The following is a 19700-nucleotide window of genomic DNA, read 5'->3' on the forward strand; positions in this document are numbered from 1 at the left end:
CTCGCCGGCGTTTGAGGCGTGGGGTCTGGGGCGGAGCCCCAGGGGGGTCCGGGCAGCGCCCGGGGAACGGAGGAAGGGCGGGGCGGGGACTTCGCCCCGCGGGGGCCGTCCTTCGCGCCGGGGGGCGAGGTCATACGGTGGGGGCGTGGAAGATCAGGTGTCGCTTCAGTCCCTCGCGCGGGAGATCCTCGCTCTGCCGCCCTCCCTCGGGCCCGTCCGCCTCGTCGGGATCGACGGGCACGCCGGGTCCGGGAAGACGACTTTCGCCAAGGCGCTCGCCGAAGCCCTGGGCGGGGTTCCCGTGCTGCGGCTGGACGATGTGGCCACCCATGAGGAGCTGTTCGGCTGGGTGGGGCGGCTGCGGGCTCAGGTGCTGGAGCCGCTCGCCTCGGGGCGGGCCGCGCACTGGGCGCCGTACGACTGGGTCGAGCGGCGGTTCGGGCCGGAGCGGGTGCTGGAGCCGGGTCCCGTGCTGCTCGTGGAGGGGGTCGGCGCCGGACGGCGCGCCCTGCGCCCGCACCTGGCGCGGCTGCTGTGGATGGAGACCCCGCGTGCGAAGTCGTGGGGGCGCGGGCGCGACCGGGACGGGCGTGAACTTTCCGACTTCTGGGACGGATGGGAGCGCGCGGAGCTCGCGCACTTCTCGGATGATCCTTCGCGCCCCTTCGCGGACACCCTGGTGCGGCAGAGCGGTACGGGATACGAGTGGACTTCCGGGGCGGCTGGGGCGGCTGGAATCAGCGGTTGGGTGACAGAGGGTGATGAGGGCCCCCAGGGCTGAAGGGCCGCGGAAAGTCCCCCTTCCCGGGCGTCTCCGGGCTGCTTGACCCGGGGGCCGGGACGGCCTTACGTTCTGAAGAAGCGGCCCTCACCGGCCGCCGCGACATGGAGCCCCCGATTGTTCCCCCGTGATCGGGGGCTTCGTGCCGTCCCCGATCACGGGGGAAGTCCCGCCAGGCACTCCTCCGTCACGGCGTCGCACGGGGCACATCCCGGCCGATTCCTCACCCTGTGTCACCGTGGACCACCCGGATATGCACCCGGCCCGTCTTCACCGCACCCTACGTAAGGTGCGTAACCGCAGGTACGATGCACCCCTGATTTCATCGGCGCAGCGACAACTCGCGTACGCATCGCGGGGGTTGCTGGGCACCACGGGGGCAGGCTTGTGGGGGATGTGATGGACTTCGCCGCGCACGGCAGCAGCGCGCACGCCCCGGCCGAACTCGCCTGGCTGCGAGGAGTGGACGCCTGCACGATGGGCGCCTACCCGCAGGCCGAGGAGGAGTTCCGGACGGCCGTACGACTCGATCCCGGGATGGCGGATGCCTGGCTGGGCCTGCACGCGCTCCGCGTCGACACCACGAACGCGTTACTGCGCATGTACGCCCACCGGGACCGCTTCGGGGAACAGCGGGCCCGCCACCGGCGGACGCTGAACTCCTGGTACTGGCTGGGCTGGTGGGTGCAGCCGGTACTGGAGACCAGGCGGGACCTGCTCCTGGCACACGCCTCGCACTGGCTGGACGGGCGCCACGTCCCCGAGCTGGACCAGGCGCTCGCGGCCCTGCCGCCCGTGGACACCGACCCGCACGTCCGGTTCCTGCACGCCTGCCGGGCGTACCTGGTCAAGGACTGGGAGCAGTTGGTCCGCTCCACCGAATCGCTGGTCGACGATCCGCTCCTGGGCATCGAGGCGGGCCTGTTCGGCGGGATGGCCCGGGTCCGGCTGGAGATGTACGGGCAGGCCGAGCCGCTGCTGTCGGCCTCGCTGATGCGCTGCCGCAGCGAGCAGCCCCAGCGCAAGGAGCTGCGGTACTGGCTGGCGCGGGCGCACGAGGGGACCGGGCGCAGTGCGGCGGCGCTGCCGCTGTACCGGGCGGTGCACCGGGTGGACCCGGCGTTCATGGACACGGCGGCCCGGCTGACGGCGATCGAGGACAGCGAGGACGCCGACGGCCTGGCCGGGTACGCGAGCGGCGCCGGCTACGAGGCCTTCGGCGGGCACGGACCGGCCCCGTCGGGCGGGGACTTCGCGGCAGTGGCGCTGGGCGGCGGCGGTCCGGTCCAGGGCATCGCCGCCGACGGGCAGCCCGATGCGGACCCGCTGACGGCGTCCGACCCGCCGGAGCCGCGCCACGGGCCGGGGGCGCCGGGGCCCGGTACGGGACTGCCGGCCGGTGTACGGCGCAAGGCCTCGCTGCCCGCGCAGCCGGGACCGGTGGGACTGCCGGCCGGGCCGGCGGATCCGGCGGCGCTGGCCGACGCGCTCGCGGAGCTCGAGCGGATGGTGGGCCTGGAGCCGGTCAAACGGCAGGTGAAGGCGCTCTCCGCGCAGCTGCACATGGCCAGGCTGCGGACGGGTCAGGGGCTGCCGGTGCAGCCGCCGAAACGGCACTTCGTCTTCTCGGGACCCTCGGGCACGGGCAAGACCACGGTGGCGCGGATCCTGGGCCGGGTCTTCTACGCGCTGGGCCTGCTCGGCGGCGACCACCTCGTGGAGGCCGGGCGCGCGGACCTGGTCGGCGAGTTCCTCGGGCAGACCGCCGTGAAGGCGAACGAGCTGATCGACTCGGCGATCGGCGGGGTGCTGTTCGTGGACGAGGCGTACAGCCTCTCCAACTCCGGCTACAGCAAGGGCGACGCGTACGGCGACGAGGCCCTGCAGGTGCTGCTGAAGCGGGCGGAGGACAACCGCGACCACCTGGTGGTGATCCTCGCGGGCTATCCGGCGGGGATGGACCGGCTGCTCGCCACGAATCCGGGGCTGTCCTCGCGGTTCACCACGCGGGTGGACTTCCCCAGCTACCGGCCGCTGGAACTCACCTCGATCGGCGGGGTCCTGGCGGACGCCAACGGCGACCGGTGGGACGAGGAGGCGCTGGAGGAGCTGCGGAGCATCAGCGGGCACGTGGTGGAGCAGGGCTGGATCGACGAACTGGGGAACGGCCGGTTCCTGCGCACGCTGTACGAGAAGAGCTGCGCGTACCGGGACCTGCGGCTGTCCGGCTTCACCGGCGACCCCTCCCGGGAGGACCTCTCCACGCTGCGGCTGGCCGACCTGATGCAGGCCTACGGGGAGGTCCTGTCGGGCCGGGGCCCCCAGGAGCGGCCGGAGCCGCCGCCTCTGTGAGGGGGGCCTGCGCCCGTACCGCGCCGGCCTTCCGCGGCCCCGTCCGCGCTACGGCATGTCCGGCACCGGTCCGGCGCAGGCCGCGAAGGCGTTGAGGACGAAGAGGGCGACGACCGCGGCGATCAGGAACCAGACTGCCGAGAGGGGCCGTCCGCCGTACCGCTCGGCCCACCGCGCGTCCGCCTCGGCGGCGCCGAGCTCGCCTCGCAGCAGGGCCCGGACCCGGACCACGAACTCCGGGTCCGCCGCCGCGCGTTCCTCCAGGGCCGATTCGAGGGCCAGGGCCGCGGCCGGTGCGTAGGGTTCGCGCTCGAAGGCGGCGACGGCGCCCACCCGTTCGGCCGGCAACCCGTCGAGGAGCACCTCGCGCAGTCGGCGCGCCACCGGGGAAGGTGCGTCGGGATCCTCCCTCAGCAGGTCCAGCACCGCGCGGGCCGTATCCAGAAACTCCGGGTCCCGGTGCTCCGGGTCCCGGTGCCCGCCGGGCCCGTCAAGCCCACCGGACCCACCGGACCCACCGGACCCACCGGACCCGCCGGACCCGTCGCGCTCGTCGCGCTCGCCGTGTTCGCCGTGTTCGTCCCGTTCGTCGGACCGCATGGCCCCGCCCCCTCCCACGCCGTACCGCGAGTATGACGGCCCGGCGCGGCCACCGGACCCGTCGTGCGACGGGTCCGGCGACGGCGTCAGCCGGTGAGTGCCCCCTCCGAGCTGGGTTCGGGCCGGCGCACGGGCGCAGCCGTGCGGTGCGCGGGATCGCGGACCTCGCCGACCAGGGTTTCCAGTACGTCCTCCATGGCGACCAGGCCGAGCACCCGTCCGGCCGGGTCGGCGACCTGGGCGAGGTGGGTGGCGTCCCGGCGCATGACGCTGAGGGCGTCGTCCAGCGGGAGCGTGGAGCAGACCGTGGTCATGCGGCGCCAGACCCGCTGGGGCACGGCCCGCTCCCGGTCCTCGAGGTCGAGGACGTCCTTCACGTGCAGGTAGCCCATGAAGGCGCCGCTGTCGGTGCGGACGGGGAAGCGGGAGTACCCGGTGCGGACCGTGAGCTGCTCGATCTGGCGCGGGGTGACGGCCGGGCCGACCGTGACCAGCCGGTCCGGGGCGAGGAGGACGTCGGTGACCGGGCGGCTGCCCAGTTCCAGCGCGTCCTCCAGGCGCTCCTGTTCGACCGGCTCCAGAAGTCCGGCCTGCCGGGAGTCCATGAGCAGGCGGCCGAGCTGGGCGGAGGTGTAGACGGCCTCGACCTCGTCCTTCGGCTCCACCTTGAAGAGCCTCAGGATCAGCGTGGCGCAGGCGCCCAGCGCCGTGGTGACCGGTCCGCAGACCCGGGCGAAGGCGACCAGTCCGGGGCTGAACCACAGGGCCGTCTTCTCGGGGGCGGCCATGGCGAGGTTCTTGGGGACCATCTCGCCGATGACCAGGTGCAGGAAGATCACCGCGGTGAGGGCCACCGCGTAGCCCAGCGGGTGGATCAGGCCTTCGGGCACGTGTGCGGCGTGGAAGACGGGCTCCAGGAGCCGGGCCACGGTGGGCTCGGCGACGGCACCCAGGGTGAGCGAGCACATGGTGATGCCGAACTGCGCGGCGGCCATCATGCGCGGCAGGTTCTCCAGGCCGTAGAGCACCTGGCGGGCCCGCTTGGAGCCGGCCGCCAGGGGTTCGATCTGGCTGCGGCGCACGGAGACGAGGGCGAACTCGGCGCCGACGAAGAAGCCGTTGGCCAGGACGAGGAGCAGGGCGAACAGCAGTTGGAGCGCGTTCACCGGCCACCCACCCGCGCCAGCTCCGCAGGGGCGGCGGGTACGGAACCGAACCGGTCGAAGCCTCGCCCGTCGGAGCCCGGTGCGCCGGGGCCCGCGGGAGCGGTGCGCACGAGGCGGACCCGTTCGGCGCGGTAGCGGCGGACCTGGCGCACGGAGAGCTTCCAGCCGGGCAGTTCGGCGCGGTCCCCGGGGGCGGGGATGCGGCCGAGCAGGTCGGCGACGAGCCCGGCGACGGTCTCGTACGGGCCTTCGGGGACCTCCAGGCCTATCCGGCGCAGGGTCTGCACGCGGCAGCTCCCGTCGGCCTCCCAGGAGGGGCGGCCGTCCTCGGCGGGTACGGCGGCCAGTTCGGGGCTGCCGTCCTCCGCCAGGTCGTGCTCGTCGCGGACTTCGCCGACGAGCTCCTCCACGATGTCCTCCAGGGTGACGACGCCGGCGGTGCCGCCGTACTCGTCGACGACCACGGCCATGGGCTGTTCGCTGCGCAGCCGTTCCAGCAGCGGCTGCACCGGCAGGGAGCCGGGCACCAGCATCGGGGCCACGCAGATCCCGCTGACGCTGGTGCGGGCGCGCTCGGACTCGGGCACGGCGAGGGCGTCCTTGAGGTGGACGACCCCGGTGATCTCGTCGATGCGCTCGCGGTAGACGGGGAAGCGGGACAGGCCCGTGGCGCGGGTCAGGTTGAGCACGTCGGCCGCGGTGGCCGTGTGCTGGAGGGCGCTGACCTTGACCCGGGGGGTCATGACCAGCTGCGCCGTGAGCTCGCCCAGCGAGAGGGTCCGTACGAAGAGGTCGGCGGTGTCCTGTTCCAGGGCGCCGGCCTGGGCCGAATGGCGGACCAGGGAGACCAGTTCGCCGGGGGTGCGGGCGGAGGCCATCTCCTCGGTGGGCTCCACGCCGAGCGCCCGGACGAGCCGGTTGGCGACGGCGTTGAGGCCCGCGATGACCGGCCGGAAGACCCGGGAGAAGGCGTGCTGCGGGCCGGCCACGAAACGGGCCACCTGGAGCGGCCGGGAGACGGCCCAGTTCTTCGGGACGAGCTCGCCGACGACCATCTGGACGGCGGAGGCGAGCAGCATGCCGATGACGACGGCCGCGCCGGGCACGGCGCCCTTGGGGAGGCCGGTCGCTTCGAGCGGCCCGGCCAGCAGGGCGGCGAGGGCGGGCTCGGCGAGCATGCCGACCACGAGGGAGGTGATGGTGATGCCGAGCTGGGTGCCGGAGAGCTGGAAGGACAGCTCCCGCAGGGCTGCGACGACCGTGCGGGCACGGCGGTCGCCCTCGGCCGCGGCGCGTTCGGCCTCGGGTCTCTCGACGGTGACGAGGCCGAATTCGGCTGCCACGAAGAAACCGTTGGCGAGGATCAGGGCGAAAGCCGCCACGAGCAGGAGTAGCGGGATGGTCATGCCGCCGCCTCCGTGGGGAGGGCGGCGCGTGTACTACCGGACGATCCGTCCATTGCTGGAGGGAGTCACTCCTCGAGTCGCAGGTGCCCACGGGCCTCGGGGTCCCGGGGCCGGTGGGAGGGCGCACGGTCGCGCCCCCACACCAGGTTAGTCATTGAGATCGCCGCCGCAATGGGACGCAGCGTTAGGTCGGCCGGGCTCAGTCGTTCTTTGAGCCGGTTCCGTGGGCTTCGGCCAGGGCGCGCAGGGCGCGGGCGTCGCCGATCGCCTGGGCCTTGGCGACTCCGGGCTGGATGCCGAGGGCGGGCAGGCTGGTGCCGTCGCTCAGGTCGAGGAACACCCAGGCGTCGCCGGGGCGGAGGTTGACGCGCAGGATCTGCGCCCACTCCAGGCGGCGGGTGGTGGTGAGGTTGACGACCGTGACCCCGGTCTCGTCGGCGACCACCTTGGGGCGGCTGAGCAGGACGAGGACGGAGGAGAGCAGGGCCGCGGTGAAGACGAAGGCGATCCGCTCACCGGGGTGCAGGGTTTCGAGGCCCAGCGCGATCGCGGTGATCGTGACGAACATGGCGGCGCCCACGCCCAGCAGGACGGCCCGGGTGCGGGTCGGCCGGAAGGTGACCGGCAGGGCGGGCGGTGCGGGCTGGGCGGTGGCGTCGGCCATGTTCGTCAGGTGCCTTCGGGTGGTGCCGGATGGTGAGGGGATGCCGCGCGGCGGAGCGCCGGCGGACCCGTCAGAGGCGGCAGGCGTGGATCGAGGTGGTGAGGATCGCGCGCGCGCCGAGCTCGTACAGGTCGTCCATGATCCGCTGGGCTTCCTTGGCGGGGACCATGGCGCGGACGGCGACCCAGCCCTCGTTGTGCAGCGGGGAGACGGTCGGCGACTCCAGGCCCGGGGTGAGGGCGACCGCGCGCTCCAGGTGCTCGGCGCGGCAGTCGTAGTCCATCATCACGTAGCTGCGGGCGACGAGGACGCCCTGGAGGCGGCGCAGGAACTGCTGGGCCCGGGGGTCCTCGGGGTCGGTGTTGTTGCCGCGGATGACGACGGCCTCGGAGGTCATGATCGGCTCGCCGATGACCTCGAGTCCGGCGTTGCGCAGGCTGGTGCCGGTCTCGACGACGTCGGCGATGATCTGGGCGACGCCGAGCTGGATGGCGGTCTCGACCGCGCCGTCCAGGTGGACGACGGAGGCTTCGATGCCCTTGTCGGCGAGGTGCTTCGCGACGATTCCCTCGTACGAGGTCGCGATGGTCATCCCGTGGAAGTCCTCGGGGCCCTTCGCGGTGCCGGGGATGGTGGCGTAGCGGAAGGTGGAGCGGCCGAAGTTCAGCGGCAGGATCTCCTCGGCGCTGGCGCCGGAGTCGAGCAGCAGGTCGCGGCCGGTGATGCCGATGTCGAGCTTCCCGGAGGACACGTAGATCGCGATGTCCTTGGGGCGGAGGTAGAAGAACTCCACCTCGTTGTCGGGGTCGACGACCACGAGCTCCTTGGACTCCTTGCGCATCCGGTAGCCGGCCTCATGGAGCATCGCCGACGCCGGTCCGGAGAGTGAACCCTTGTTGGGGACGGCGATGCGCAGCATGGGGCTTCCTTTGGTGCGTAGGTGCGAAAGGGTGTGCTGGTACGGGTGGTGAACGCGCGGACGCCCCGGCAGTGTGTGCCGGGGCCCGCGCGGAACTGCTGCGGTCTGGGAACCGGTGCGGCCTAGAGGTGCGCGTAGACGTCTTCGAGGGTGATCCCGCGCGCCACCATCATCACCTGGACGTGGTAGAGCAGCTGGGAGATCTCCTCGGCGGCGGCTTCCTTGCCCTCGTACTCGGCGGCCATCCAGACCTCGGCGGCCTCTTCTACGACCTTCTTGCCGATGGCATGGACACCCTTGCCGACCAGCTCGGCGGTACGGGAGGTGCTGGGGTCACCGTTGGCCTTGAGCTGGAGCTCGGTGAAGAGCTCTTCGAAGCTCTTGGGGGTTTTGTTCGCCATGATGGTCCTCAGAATACGGGGTCGGCGGCTGCCTACTGGCGCCAGGGTTCGCTGACGGTCCGCAGGGTCATGGCGGTGGAGACGGCGGCGGTGACCGCTTCGTGCCCCTTGTCCTCGTTCGACCCCTCGAGTCCGGCGCGGTCCAGCGCCTGCTCGTCGTTGTCGCAGGTCAGTACGCCGAAGCCGACGGGGACTCCGGTGTCGATCGACACCTGCACCAGGCCCTGAGTGACGCCCTGGCACACGTAGTCGAAGTGCGGGGTGCCGCCGCGGATGACCACGCCGAGGGCGACGATGGCATCGTAACCGCGACCGGCCAGTACCTTCGCCACGACCGGGAGCTCGAAGCTGCCCGGGACGCGGAGCAGGGTGGGCTCGTCGATTCCCAGCTCGTGCAGGGCCCGCAGGGCGCCGTCCACCAGGCCGTCCATGACCTTCTCGTGCCACTGGGCCGCGATCACGGCGACGCGCAGGTCTCCGCAGTTCTTCACGCTCAGTTCGGGTGCGCCCTTGCCGCTCACAGCTCTGCTCCTCGTTGCGATTCGTGTGGTGTGGGGTGGTACTCGGGGTTGTTGTTACTGGTTGCCGCAGGCGGACGTGGTCGTGGGCCCGTCCAGCCAGGGCAGGTCGTGGCCCATTCGGTCCCGCTTGGTGCGCAGGTAGCGCAGGTTGTGCTCGCCCGCCTCCATGGGCATCGGCTCCCTGTCGGAAACCTTGATGCCGTGGCTGGTGAGGGCCGCCGACTTCTCGGGGTTGTTGGTCAGCAGCCGGACGCTGTGGACGCCGAGGTCGGCGAGCATCTGCGCGCCGGCCCCGTAGTCGCGGGCGTCGGCGGGCAGGCCCAGTTCCAGGTTGGCGTCGAGGGTGTCGCGGCCGCGCTCCTGGAGCTCGTAGGCGCGCAGCTTCGACAGCAGGCCGATGCCGCGGCCCTCGTGGCCGCGCAGGTAGACGATCACACCGCGGCCGGCCGCCTGGACGCGTTCCATGGCGGTGTGCAGCTGGGGGCCGCAGTCGCAGCGCTGCGACTGGAAGATGTCCCCGGTCAGGCACTCGGAGTGCATCCGGACCAGGACGTCCTCGCCGTCGCCGATCTCGCCGTGGACGAGGGCGACGTGCTCGACGCCGTCGACGGTGGAGCGGAACCCGTACGCGGTGAAGTGGCCGAAGGAGGTCGGCAGGCTGACCTGGGCCTCGCGGCGGACGGTCGGCTCGGCGGAGCGGCGGTAGGCGATCAGGTCCTCGATGGAGATGATCGTCAGGCCGTGCTTGCGGGCGAAGGGGATCAGCTCGGGCAGCCGCAGCATGACGCCGTCCTCGCCGGCGATCTCCACGATGGCGCCGGCCGGGCGCAGGCCCGCGAGGCGGGCGAGGTCGACGGCGGCCTCGGTGTGGCCGTTGCGGACCAGGACGCCGCCGGGCTTGGCGCGCAGCGGGAAGACGTGCCCGGGGCGGACGAAGTCCTCGGGGCCCGAGACCCCGTCGGCCAGCAGCCGCAGGGTGGTGGCGCGGTCGGCGGCCGAGATGCCGGTGGTGACTCCGTGGGCGCCGCCGGCGTCGACGGAGACGGTGAAGGCGGTCTGCATCGACTCGGTGTTGTGCTGGACCATCTGCGGGAGTTCGAGCCGCTCCAGCTCGTCGCCCTCCAGCGGGGCGCAGATCAGGCCGCGGCACTCGCTCATCATGAACGCGATGATCTCGGGGGTGGCCTTCTCGGCCGCGATGACGAGGTCGCCCTCGTTCTCGCGGTCCTCGTCGTCGACGACGACCACCGGACGGCCGGCCGCGATGTCGCGGATGGCCTGCTCGACGGGGTCGAGCCGGAAGGTCTCTTCGGTCTCGACGCCGGGCACGGGCTTCAGGACGGGGTTCGGGGAGGTCATGCCGTTGCTCCTTCCAGAGCCGGGGCGGTGGTGGTGCGCGAGCGCTGGTACCAGTCGTACGCGCCCCAGACGACGAGGGCGAAGTACACGACGTAGACGAGGCCGGAGAAGGCCAGGCCGCTGTTGAAGGCGAGGGGGACGCCGACCAGGTCGACGAGGAGCCAGGCGAACCAGAACTCGACCAGGCCGCGGGCCTGGGCGACCATCGCGACGATGGTGCCGACGAAGATGTAGGCGTCGGCCCACGGGCTCCACGACAGGTTCGGGTAGAGGGTGAACAGTCCGCCGACGGCCAGGGTCCCGGCGGCCGCGCCGGCCAGCAGCAGGCCGCGCTCCTTCCAGGAGGCGGTGCGGACGGCGATGGAGCCGTCCTGGGCGTCCTGCTTGCCGCGCTGCCAGGCGCGCCAGCCCCAGGCGGCCACGCCGATGACGAGGAGCTGCTTGCCGACCCCGCCGGAGAGGTGGGCGGAGGCGTAGGCGCCGACGAGGATCAGGCCGGAGAGGAGCTGGGCGGGCCAGGTCCATATGGAGCGCCGCCAGCCGAGGGCGAGGGCGCCCAGGCCGATCAGGTTGCCGATCATGTCGGACCAGATGACCTTCTGGCCGAAGACCTCGAAGGCCTCGGTGTTGAGCCAGGTCAGGGCGCTCACTTCGACTCCCCCGTACGGTGGAGGGGGTCGACGCCGGCCGCGAGCAGCCGCTCGACGTACTTGGCCAGGACGTCGACCTCGAGGTTGACCGGGTCGCCGGGCTTCTTGATGCCCAGGGTGGTCAGCGCGAGGGTGGTGGGGATGAGGCTGATGGTGAACCAGTCGGCGGCGGCCTCGACCACGGTGAGGCTGACGCCGTCGACCGTGATGGAGCCCTTCTCGACGACGTAGCGGGAGAGGTTCTCCGGGAGGGCGACCTTGACGATCTCCCAGTGCTCGGAGGGGGTCCGCGAGATGATCTCGCCGGTTCCGTCCACGTGCCCCTGGACCAGGTGGCCGCCGAGCCGTCCGCCGAGCTCCATCGGGCGCTCCAGGTTGACCCGGGAGCCCTGGGCGAGGGCGCCGAGGCTGGAGCGGTTCAGGGTCTCCTGCATGACGTCGGCGGTGAACTCGCCGTCACCGGTCTCCACGACCGTCAGGCAGACGCCGTTCACGGCGATGGAGTCGCCGTGCTTGGCGTCCTCGGTGACGACCGGGCCGCGCAGGCGGAAGCGGGAGGCTTCGGCGAGCTCCTCGACGGCGACGACCTCGCCCAGTTCTTCGACGATTCCGGTGAACACTCAGTGCTCCTTGAGGGCTGTGAGGGCGGTGGGGGCGGAGGGGGCCGGCGCGGGGACGGCGGTGACGCGGATGTCCGTGCCGATGCGGACGGTTTCGGTGATGCGCAGCCGGAGCGCGTCGGCGAGGGTGCCGATGCCGGCGTCGGCGAGGGCGGCGGGGCCCGCGCCGAGGAGGACGGGGGCGAGGTAGCCGACGACCTTGTCGACGGCCCCGGCGGCGACGAAGGCGCCGGCCAGGGTGGGGCCGCCTTCGAGGAGGACGGAGCGGATGCCGCGCCCGTACAGCTCGCGCAGCAGGGCGTCCACGGAGATCCCGTACTTGTCGTACGGGAGCCGGGCCAGCTCCACTCCGGCGAGGTGGCGGGTGTCCGCGTCCTCGGCGACGGCGATCAGGGTGGGCGCGGCCTCGTCCAGCACCCGGGCGGTGGGCCGGATGGTGGCGTGGGTGTCCAGCACCACGCGCAGGGGCTGGTCGGCGGCGGTGAGGCCGTCGATCCCCCGTACCGCGAGGTGCGGGTCGTCGGCGCGCAGGGTGCCGGAGCCGACGACGACGGCGTCGGACTCGGCGCGCAGGCGGTGGACGTCGGCGCGGGACTCGGGGGAGCTGATCCAGCGGCTGGTGCCGTCGGCGGCCGCGATGCGGCCGTCGAGGGTCGCGGCGTACTTCCACAGGATGTACGGGCGGCCCAGGCGTACGGAGGTCAGCCAGGCGGCGTTGCCCGCCTCGGCCTCCTCGGCGAGCAGTCCGGCCGCGGTGTCGATCCCGGCGGCGCGCAGGGTGGCGCCGCCGCCGCTGGCCTGCGGGTTCGGGTCGGAGACGGCGTAGACCACGCGGGTGATCCCGGCGGCGATCAGGGCCTGCGCGCAGGGTCCCGTACGGCCGGTGTGGTTGCAGGGTTCGAGGGTGACGTAGGCGGTGCCGCCGCGGGCCGCCGGGCCCGCCGCGGTCAGGGCGTGGATCTCGGCGTGCGGGCCGCCGGCCCGCTCGTGCCAGCCTTCGCCCACGATACTGCCCGAGGCGTCGGTGATGACGCAGCCGACGACCGGGTTGGGGCTGGTGGAGCCGAGTCCGCGGGCGGCGAGCTCGACGGCTCGGCGCATGGCACGGGTGCCCGCGTCGGGTGCTGCGTGCGCGGCGTGTGTCGCCACCGGGTCCTCCTGCCTCATCGGGCACGGACTCCGGGGCCTGTCGGGATACGACAGATGAAGCGGGTAGCACACGCGGGGACGCCGAGGCCGGAAACACGGTCCGTTCGACGGCACGTCCCGAGGGATGTGCCGGTGGACCGCCGACGGCGGCGTACCGGTGACTGGCCCGCCGCGCACTGCCTCCCATCCGGACTTTAACCGTCGGTCCAGGAATTTCACCTGGTCAACCGGCCGCTGGCTGCGGACGGGTCGCGGACTATAACCGCCGGTTCGGAATTACACCGACCCCGGAGTGCGCTGCTACTGGTACTGAAGCCAGTGTGCCACGGGTGATCGGCGGCCATGCGGGTGAGCCAATGTGGCCTGGGTCACACATTCGGTCGTTCTCGGGCGCGTCGATTGCGCCGTTCGGCCCATTTCGCTCCCCGGCCCATATCGGCGCACATACGCGCACCGGACCTTGCCGGATCGCGCACTTTGGTCCAGACCTATTGACGGGTTGGTCTAGTCCTCTTAACGTTCCCTTCATCTTCCCCGGGAGACAGCCCGTCAGATGTGCGCACGTCACGGGCCAACACGCACCACGTTTCAGCCTGTTGTGTCCTGCCATCCTCCCCTCCCCAGGAGGCACAATGCTGTCCCCCACCAAGACGAGAGCCATGCTCCTGACGTCCGGCGCCGCAATCGCCGGTCTGCTGGTGGCCGGGCTCTCGGCGGGCGTCTCGCACGCCGCCGACAACGAGTCCTGTCGCCCCGACGGTCTGTACAAGACCGCGGGCGTGGACGTCCCGTACTGCTCGGTGTACGACACCGAGGGCCGCGAGAAGATGGGCGCCGACCACCAGCGCCGCGTCATCGGCTACTTCACGGGCTGGCGCACGGGCAAGGACGGCACGCCCGCCTACCTGCCCCACAACATCCCGTGGTCCAAGGTCACGCACCTGAACTACGCCTTCGCCCACGTGGGCAGCGACAACAAGATCTCCGTCGGCGCGGACAACGCGAACAACTCCGCGACCGGGATGACCTGGCCGGGCGTCGCGGGCGCCGAGATGGACCCCGCCCTCCCCTACAAGGGCAATTTCAACCTGCTGAACAAATTCAAGAAGCAGAACCCGAACGTCAAGACGCTGATCTCGGTCGGCGGCTGGGCCGAGACCGGCGGCTACTTCGGCGACGACGGCAACCGCGTCGCGTCGGGCGGCTTCTACTCGATGGCCACCAACGCCGACGGCTCGGTCAACCAGGCCGGCATCGACACCTTCGCGGACTCCTCGGTCGAGTTCATCCGCAAGTACGGGTTCAACGGCGTCGACATCGACTACGAGTACCCGACCACCATGAAGGACGCGGGCAACCCGCTGGACTGGCAGCTGGCCAACGCCCGCCGCGCCGGTCTGGTCAAGGGCTACGACTCCCTCATGAAGAGCCTGCGCGAGAAGCTGGACCGGGCCGGCGCCACCGACGGCAAGCACTACCTGCTGACCGTCGCCGCCCCCTCCTCCGGCTACCTGCTGCGCGGCATGGAGACCTTCCAGATGCAGAAGTATCTGGACTACGTCAACATCATGTCCTACGACCTGCACGGTGCGTGGAACGAGTACGTCGGCCCCAACGCCTCGCTCTTCGACGACGGCAAGGACGCCGAGCTGGCCGCCGCGAACGTGTACGGCAGCTCCCAGTACGGGAACATCGGCTACCTCAACACCGACTGGGCCTACCACTACTTCCGCGGCTCCATGCCGGCCGGCCGCATCAACATCGGCCTGCCGTACTACACCCGCGGCCACAAGAACGTCCAGGGCGGCACCGACGGTCTGTGGGGCAAGGCCTCCGCGACCACCTGCCCGGCCGGTGCGGGCCTGACCAAGTGCGGTGACGGCGCGACCGGCATCGACAACCTGTGGCACGACAAGGACACCAACGGCGTCGAGTCGCCGGCCGGTTCCAACCCGATGTGGCACGCCAAGAACCTGGAGAAGGGGATCGTCGGCGACTACGTCACCAAGTACGGCTTCCCCGCGAACACCACGCTGACCGGCACCTACGCCCGCAAGTACGACTCGACCCTGGTCGCGCCGTGGCTGTGGAACGCGCAGAAGAAGGTCTTCCTCTCCACGGAGGACGAGCAGTCGGTGGCGGCCAAGGCCGACTACGTGATCGACCGCGGCATCGGCGGCACCATGGTCTGGGAGATGGCGGGCGACTACAGCTGGAACGCCGCCAAGGGCCAGTACGAGATGGGCGACACGCTCACCTCCCTGATGTACGACAAGTTCAAGGCCGCCTCCCCGTACGGCGCCAAGAAGTCCAACACCGCGCTGCCGACGCAGGCCGTGGACATCAAGACGGAGTTCACCGAGTTCAAGCTCGGCGACTCGAACTACCCGATCACCCCGAAGCTCAAGATCACCAACAACACCACGGCCACCCTGCCGGGCGGCACGGAGTTCCAGTTCGACTACGCGACCGCCTCTCCGGCCAACGCCTCGGACCAGTCGGGCTTCGGCACCAAGGTGATCAAGAGCGACCACACCGGCAGCAACGTCGGCGGTCTGAAGGGCGACTTCCACCGGGTCTCGCTGAAGCTCCCGGCCTGGCAGACGCTCGCCCCGGGCGCCTCGGTCGACCTGGCCTTCAACTACTACCTGCCGGTCTCCACGCCCTCCAACTGGACGGTGAACATCTCCGGCACGACGTACTCGCTCGCCGGTGACCTGGCGCGCGGCATCACCGTGGTCCAGCCGGGTGGCACCACCACCCCGCCGACCACCACCCCGCCCACGACGACCCCGCCGACCACGACGCCTCCCACCACCACGCCTCCGACGGGCGGTGCGTGCACCAACCCGGCGTACGTGGCGGGCACGATCTACAACAGCGGCAACGTCGTCTCGCACCAGGGCCGCAACTGGAAGGCCCAGTGGTGGACGCAGAACGAGACTCCCGGCACCACCGGCGAGTGGGGCGTCTGGAAGGACCAGGGCGCCTGCTGACACCCCACGGGGTGACCTCGTAGACGAAGTCGCAGTGAAGTGAAGTGACGTGACGTGAGGACCCGGTGGCCCGGCGGCCATCGGGTCTTCGCGTTCCCGGAAGCGGCCGGTGACCTCGTGGAGTCCCTCCGACGTGACCGTCAGGCCGTGAAGAGGACGGACTGCGCCGACTCGCGGGCGGCCAGCCGCGCCCCCGTGAGCACCGCCGGGCCGCCGAGGGTGCCGGCGCGGACCTCGGTCGGGACCGGGCTCAGGGCGGCGAGGCGGCGGGCGACCCTGGCGGCCAGGGCCGGTCCGCCCGCGTGGCCGAGTTCCCCGCCGAGCACGACGCAGCCCGGGTCCAGGATCGCCGCCACGGCCGCCGCCCCGATGGCCAGCCGGTCGGCCAGGGCGTCGAGGAAGGCCGGTCCGGCGGCGCCCGCGACGGCCTCCTCGACCGGCCCGTCGAAGCCGTGGGCCGCGGCGAGCGCGGCCACCCCGGCCCGCCCCGCCAGCTCGTGGAAGCCGCCCTCGCAGTTCGTGGCCGAGGGGAGGCCGCCCGTCCCGGGGACCGGCAGGAAGCCGATCTCCCCCGCTCCGCCGGAGGCGCCCCGGCGCAGCCGCCCGTCCAGCACCACGGCGGCGCCGGCCCCTTCGCCGAGCCAGAGCAGTACGAAGGACTCCAGGTCCCGGGCCGCCCCGACCCGCTGCTCGGCCAGGGCCGCCAGGTTGGTCTCGTTCTCCACCACGACCACGGCCGGCAGCCGCCGCTGCAGCGCCGCCACCAGGTCCCGGTGCCAGGCGGGCAGTCCGGCGCTGTCGCGGAGCTCTCCGGTGCCCGGGGCCACCAGCCCCGGCGCTCCGATCACCACCGTGTGGAGCCGGTCGGCGCCCGCCTCCCGGGCGAGCTCCTCCAGCCGGTCCACCGCTTCCTCCACGGCGTCCACCGGCAGGGCCGCCTGCGCCAGCGGCCGGCCGAGGAGGTCGGCGACGACCGCCGTCGCGCTGTCCGTCCGTACGTCGAGCGCCGCGAGGTAGGCCCGCCGCGCCACGATCCCGTAGAGCTTGGCGTTGGGTCCGCGCCGCTGCTCGCCGGACTCCCCGACGACCTCGATCAGCCCGGCCCCGGTGAGGCGTTCCACCAGGTCGGCGACGGAGGGGCGGGACAGGCCGGTCAGCTCCTTGAGCTGGGGGGCCGTCAGGGGGCCCTCCTCCTGGAGGAGCTGGAGGGCGAGCCGGTCGTTGATGGCCCGTGCCGTGCTCGGCGAGGCGGGGGACGGAGCGGGGGTCGCGGCGCGGGCGGTGGCGGTCAGGGCCTTGGCAGGAGTCACGGCGCCCATCCTAGGAGTTCCGGGGGCTAACTATCAGGCAGGGTCCCTGATAGTTTACGCCCCATGAACGGGGAAACCGACCTCAGCCCGGCGCGACTGCGCCATGCCCGCATCGCCATCGCCGGCGTCTTCTGCGTACACGGCGCAGTCACCGGCTCCTTCGCCACCCGCATCCCCTGGATCCAGGACCACGCGCAGCTCAGCGCGGGCACCCTGGGACTGGCCCTCGCCTTCCCCGCGCTCGGCGCGGCGCTGACGATGCCGCTGGCCGGACGCATCAACCACCGGCTCGGCGCGCGCACCGCCCTGCGGGTGCTGCTGAGCCTGTGGACGCTCGCCCTCATCCTGCCGAGCCTCGCCCCGAACCTGTGGACGCTCTGCTTCGTGCTCTTCGTCTACGGGGCCACCGCCGGCATGTCGGACGTGGCGATGAACGCGCTGGGCGTGGAGACCGAGAACCGGCTGAAGCGCTCGATCATGTCCTCGCTGCACGGCATGTGGAGCGTGGGCGCCCTGATCGGCTCGGCCGCCGGCACGGTCGCCGCGCACGCCGGAGCGGACGGCCGCCTGCACCACCTGATCGCCGCGCTCGCCCTGACGCTGGCCGGGCTGATCGCCGTACGGGGCGTCCTGGACCTGCGCACCGACACCGCAGGGGAGGAGGCGCCGCCGCACTTCGCGCTGCCCCCGAAGTCCGCGCTGCTCATCGGCGCGATCGGCTTCTGCGCGGTCTTCGCGGAGGGCGCCAGCCTGGACTGGTCCGCGGTGTACCTGCGGGACGTGCTGCACACGGACGCCGGCCTCGCGGCCGCCTCGACCACCGCCTTCGCGCTGACGATGGCGCTCGCCCGGCTGGTCGGGGACAAGGTCGTGGACCGGTTCGGGGCCGTCCGCACGGTCCGCGCGGGCGGCGCGCTGGCCACCGCGGGCGGGCTGCTCGTGGTCACGGTCCACCATCCGGCCGCGGCCCTGGCCGGGTTCGGGCTGATCGGGCTCGGCATCGCGGTGGTGGTCCCGCTGGCCTTCGCGGCGGCCGCGCGCAGCGGTCCGGCCCCGGCGCAGGCCATCGCCGGTGTCGCGACGATCACGTACACCTCGGGTCTGATCGCCCCGTCGGCGATCGGTGCGGTGGCCGACGCGACCTCGCTGGTGGTGTCGTTCGGTCTGGTCACGCTGCTGTCGTTCGCCCTGATCGTGGGAGCGACCGTACTGCGGCAGCGGCCGGTGGCGGCGGAGGCCCCGGCCGCCAACCGGGACGAACCTGCGCCTATCCGGCCGTAATATGTCGCCTGGTCACCTACGGCCTCGTAGCGTGACCACGCTCCTGACGAACGACGCAGAACGACGAAAAGCGGTGGAACATGGGCCTCGGCGTGCGCTGGACCCTGCACGGAGACGGGCGGACCCCCGCCCCCGGCGCGGTGGTACGGCCGGACGAGCGGCTGTCGTGGCCGCGGACCGCCGGGCTCGGTGCCCAGCACGTCGTGGCGATGTTCGGAGCCAGCTTCGTGGCGCCGGTCCTGATGGGGCTGGACCCGAACCTCGCCATCATGATGTCCGGTGTCGCCACCGTCATCTTCCTGCTGGCGACCCGCGGCCGGGTCCCCTCGTACCTGGGCTGCTCGCTCTCCTTCGTGGGCGTGGCGGCGGCGATCCGGGCGGGCGGCGGGGACAGCGCGGTCGTCACGGGCGCGGTCTTCGTGGTCGGCGCGGCGCTGTTCCTGGCGGGACTGGCGGTCCAGCGGTTCGGGGCCCGGATCATCCACGCGGCGATGCCGCCGGTGGTGACGGGCGCCGTCGTGATGCTGATCGGCTTCAACCTTGCGCCCGTGACGGCCTCCACGTACTGGCCGCAGGACCAGTGGACGGCCCTGCTGACGATGCTGTTCACCGGGCTGGCCGTGGTCTGCCTGCGGGGCTTCTGGTCGCGGATCGCGATCTTCCTCGGCCTGATCTTCGGGTACGGCATCTCCTGGGTCTTCGACCTCGTCTTCGGCAAGATCCACTCGACGGTGGGCGGGCCCGAGGCCGTGGACCACTGGCGGCTCGACCTGTCGGGGGTCGCCAAGGCCGACTGGGTCGGGCTGCCGGCCTTCCACGCGCCGGCCTTCGAGTGGTCGGCGATCCTGATCGCGCTGCCGGTGGTCATCGCGCTGATCGCGGAGAACGCCGGGCACATCAAGGCCGTCGGCGAGATGACCGGCGACTCGCTCGACGACAAGCTCGGCACGGCCATCGCCGCCGACGGCGCCGCGTCGATGCTGTCCACGGCGGTCGGCGGCCCGCCGAACACCACGTACTCCGAGAACATCGGCGTCATGGCCGCCACCCGCGTCTACTCCACGGCGGCCTACTGGGCGGCGGCCGGCTTCGCCCTGCTCTTCGGCCTGTGCCCGAAGTTCGGCGCGGTCGTCGCCGCGATCCCCGGCGGGGTGCTGGGCGGGATCACCGTGATCCTGTACGGCATGATCGGCCTGCTCGGCGCGCAGATCTGGATCAACGGCCGGGTGGACCTGCGCAATCCGCTGAACCTGGTGCCTGCCGCGGCGGGCATCATCATCGGCGTCGGCGGGGTCCGGCTGAACATCAGCGACAGCTTCGAGCTGGGCGGGATCGCGCTCGGCACGATCGTCGTGATCACGGGCTACCACGCGCTGCGGTACTTCGCTCCGGCGCACCTGAAGCAGCAGGAGCCGCTGCTGGACTCGGGTACGTCGGCGTACGACGAGGCGGGCGGGAGCCCCGCCGGGGAACCCGGGGACAAGCGGGGTTGACGGAGTTTCGCCCGAACCGGCGAAGCGTACGG

At 72.1% G+C, this 19700-nt stretch carries 17 protein-coding genes and 1 riboswitch; of the genes, 5 read left to right on the forward strand and 12 right to left on the reverse strand.

Features of this window, described 5'->3' with window-relative positions:
• The first annotated feature begins 145 nt into the window (after window positions 1-145).
• Window positions 146-781 carry a uridine kinase family protein gene (locus tag ACODT5_RS24010; RefSeq protein ID WP_422521348.1) on the forward strand — a complete coding sequence of 212 codons (636 nt, stop codon included), beginning with the start codon at window positions 146-148 and terminating at the stop codon, window positions 779-781.
• A 399-nt stretch (window positions 782-1180) separates the two neighbouring features.
• Window positions 1181-3133, forward strand: a complete 1953-nt coding sequence (locus tag ACODT5_RS24015; protein ID WP_422521349.1) for an AAA family ATPase — start codon at window positions 1181-1183, stop codon at window positions 3131-3133.
• A 48-nt stretch (window positions 3134-3181) separates the two neighbouring features.
• Here ACODT5_RS24015 and ACODT5_RS24020 read toward each other — a convergent pair whose 3' ends face one another.
• The 11 genes from ACODT5_RS24020 to ribD form a co-directional block, all read right to left on the reverse strand.
• Entirely contained in the window at window positions 3182-3733 is a 552-nt protein-coding gene (locus ACODT5_RS24020; RefSeq protein WP_422521350.1) for a hypothetical protein, read from the reverse strand.
• 86 nt (window positions 3734-3819) lie between these two features.
• Complete coding sequence (locus ACODT5_RS24025; protein WP_422521351.1) at window positions 3820-4899, reverse strand: hemolysin family protein; 1080 nt, start codon at window positions 4897-4899, stop codon at window positions 3820-3822.
• Window positions 4896-6305, reverse strand: coding sequence for a hemolysin family protein (locus ACODT5_RS24030; RefSeq protein ID WP_422521352.1), 1410 nt, complete (start codon window positions 6303-6305; stop codon window positions 4896-4898). The genes ACODT5_RS24025 and ACODT5_RS24030 overlap by 4 nt, the downstream gene beginning before the upstream one ends.
• Before the next feature lie 199 nt (window positions 6306-6504).
• Window positions 6505-6969, reverse strand: coding sequence for a PH domain-containing protein (locus ACODT5_RS24035; protein WP_385379730.1), 465 nt, complete (start codon window positions 6967-6969; stop codon window positions 6505-6507).
• Between the two features lie 70 nt (window positions 6970-7039).
• A complete protein-coding gene (gene hisG, locus ACODT5_RS24040) occupies window positions 7040-7888 on the reverse strand; it encodes an ATP phosphoribosyltransferase (RefSeq protein ID WP_422521353.1) in 849 nt (282 codons plus the stop codon).
• Window positions 7889-8010: 122 nt separating this feature from the next.
• Window positions 8011-8289: a phosphoribosyl-ATP diphosphatase gene (locus ACODT5_RS24045; protein ID WP_266876437.1), complete on the reverse strand. Its 279-nt coding sequence runs from the start codon at window positions 8287-8289 to the stop codon at window positions 8011-8013.
• Between the two features lie 32 nt (window positions 8290-8321).
• Window positions 8322-8810, reverse strand: a complete 489-nt coding sequence (gene ribH, locus ACODT5_RS24050) for a 6,7-dimethyl-8-ribityllumazine synthase (RefSeq protein WP_150520523.1) — start codon at window positions 8808-8810, stop codon at window positions 8322-8324.
• Window positions 8811-8864: 54 nt separating this feature from the next.
• Window positions 8865-10169, reverse strand: a complete 1305-nt coding sequence (locus tag ACODT5_RS24055; protein WP_422521354.1) for a bifunctional 3,4-dihydroxy-2-butanone-4-phosphate synthase/GTP cyclohydrolase II — start codon at window positions 10167-10169, stop codon at window positions 8865-8867.
• Window positions 10166-10819 carry a nicotinamide mononucleotide transporter family protein gene (locus ACODT5_RS24060; protein ID WP_422521355.1) on the reverse strand — a complete coding sequence of 218 codons (654 nt, stop codon included), beginning with the start codon at window positions 10817-10819 and terminating at the stop codon, window positions 10166-10168. Before ACODT5_RS24060 ends, ACODT5_RS24055 begins: the two co-directional genes overlap by 4 nt.
• A complete protein-coding gene (locus ACODT5_RS24065; protein ID WP_422521356.1) occupies window positions 10816-11439 on the reverse strand; it encodes a riboflavin synthase in 624 nt (207 codons plus the stop codon). Before ACODT5_RS24065 ends, ACODT5_RS24060 begins: the two co-directional genes overlap by 4 nt.
• Window positions 11440-12606 (reverse strand): bifunctional diaminohydroxyphosphoribosylaminopyrimidine deaminase/5-amino-6-(5-phosphoribosylamino)uracil reductase RibD, encoded by a 1167-nt coding sequence (gene ribD / locus ACODT5_RS24070; protein ID WP_422521357.1) that lies wholly within the window; start codon window positions 12604-12606, stop codon window positions 11440-11442.
• 151 nt (window positions 12607-12757) lie between these two features.
• Window positions 12758-12888: riboswitch (FMN riboswitch) on the reverse strand.
• A 332-nt stretch (window positions 12889-13220) separates the two neighbouring features.
• On the opposite strand from ribD, the gene ACODT5_RS24075 reads away from it, so the two are divergent.
• The gene (locus ACODT5_RS24075) at window positions 13221-15584 is read left to right on the forward strand and encodes a chitinase C-terminal domain-containing protein (protein WP_422521358.1); all 2364 of its coding nucleotides are present in this window, start codon (window positions 13221-13223) and stop codon (window positions 15582-15584) included.
• A gap of 140 nt (window positions 15585-15724) precedes the next feature.
• Here ACODT5_RS24075 and ACODT5_RS24080 read toward each other — a convergent pair whose 3' ends face one another.
• Complete coding sequence (locus tag ACODT5_RS24080; RefSeq protein WP_422521359.1) at window positions 15725-16903, reverse strand: ROK family transcriptional regulator; 1179 nt, start codon at window positions 16901-16903, stop codon at window positions 15725-15727.
• A 54-nt stretch (window positions 16904-16957) separates the two neighbouring features.
• Between ACODT5_RS24080 and ACODT5_RS24085 the strand changes: the two genes are divergently transcribed.
• Both ACODT5_RS24085 and ACODT5_RS24090 read left to right on the forward strand, forming a co-directional pair.
• Window positions 16958-18175: an MFS transporter gene (locus tag ACODT5_RS24085; protein ID WP_422521360.1), complete on the forward strand. Its 1218-nt coding sequence runs from the start codon at window positions 16958-16960 to the stop codon at window positions 18173-18175.
• 80 nt (window positions 18176-18255) lie between these two features.
• On the forward strand, window positions 18256-19668 hold the full coding sequence (locus tag ACODT5_RS24090; RefSeq protein WP_422521361.1) for a uracil-xanthine permease family protein: 1413 nt from the start codon (window positions 18256-18258) through the stop codon (window positions 19666-19668).
• Window positions 19669-19700: the final 32 nt, after the last annotated feature.

The sequence above is a fragment of the Streptomyces tatrensis genome, assembly GCF_049310065.1.
Lineage (GTDB): Bacteria > Actinomycetota > Actinomycetes > Streptomycetales > Streptomycetaceae > Streptomyces.

Excerpts from the sequence above, each read along its gene's own strand:
- ACODT5_RS24015 (WP_422521349.1), top strand. The coding sequence starts at position 1,181 with ATGGACTTCGCCGCGCACGGCAGCAGCGCGCACGCCCCGGCCGAACTC.
- ACODT5_RS24020 (WP_422521350.1), bottom strand. The coding sequence starts at position 3,733 with ATGCGGTCCGACGAACGGGACGAACACGGCGAACACGGCGAGCGCGAC.
- ACODT5_RS24030 (WP_422521352.1), bottom strand. The coding sequence starts at position 6,305 with ATGACCATCCCGCTACTCCTGCTCGTGGCGGCTTTCGCCCTGATCCTC.
- ACODT5_RS24035 (WP_385379730.1), bottom strand. The coding sequence starts at position 6,969 with ATGGCCGACGCCACCGCCCAGCCCGCACCGCCCGCCCTGCCGGTCACC.
- hisG (WP_422521353.1), bottom strand. The coding sequence starts at position 7,888 with ATGCTGCGCATCGCCGTCCCCAACAAGGGTTCACTCTCCGGACCGGCG.
- ACODT5_RS24045 (WP_266876437.1), bottom strand. The coding sequence starts at position 8,289 with ATGGCGAACAAAACCCCCAAGAGCTTCGAAGAGCTCTTCACCGAGCTC.
- ACODT5_RS24055 (WP_422521354.1), bottom strand. The coding sequence starts at position 10,169 with ATGACCTCCCCGAACCCCGTCCTGAAGCCCGTGCCCGGCGTCGAGACC.
- ribD (WP_422521357.1), bottom strand. The coding sequence starts at position 12,606 with ATGAGGCAGGAGGACCCGGTGGCGACACACGCCGCGCACGCAGCACCC.
- ACODT5_RS24075 (WP_422521358.1), top strand. The coding sequence starts at position 13,221 with ATGCTGTCCCCCACCAAGACGAGAGCCATGCTCCTGACGTCCGGCGCC.
- ACODT5_RS24080 (WP_422521359.1), bottom strand. The coding sequence starts at position 16,903 with ATGGGCGCCGTGACTCCTGCCAAGGCCCTGACCGCCACCGCCCGCGCC.
- ACODT5_RS24085 (WP_422521360.1), top strand. The coding sequence starts at position 16,958 with ATGAACGGGGAAACCGACCTCAGCCCGGCGCGACTGCGCCATGCCCGC.
- ACODT5_RS24090 (WP_422521361.1), top strand. The coding sequence starts at position 18,256 with ATGGGCCTCGGCGTGCGCTGGACCCTGCACGGAGACGGGCGGACCCCC.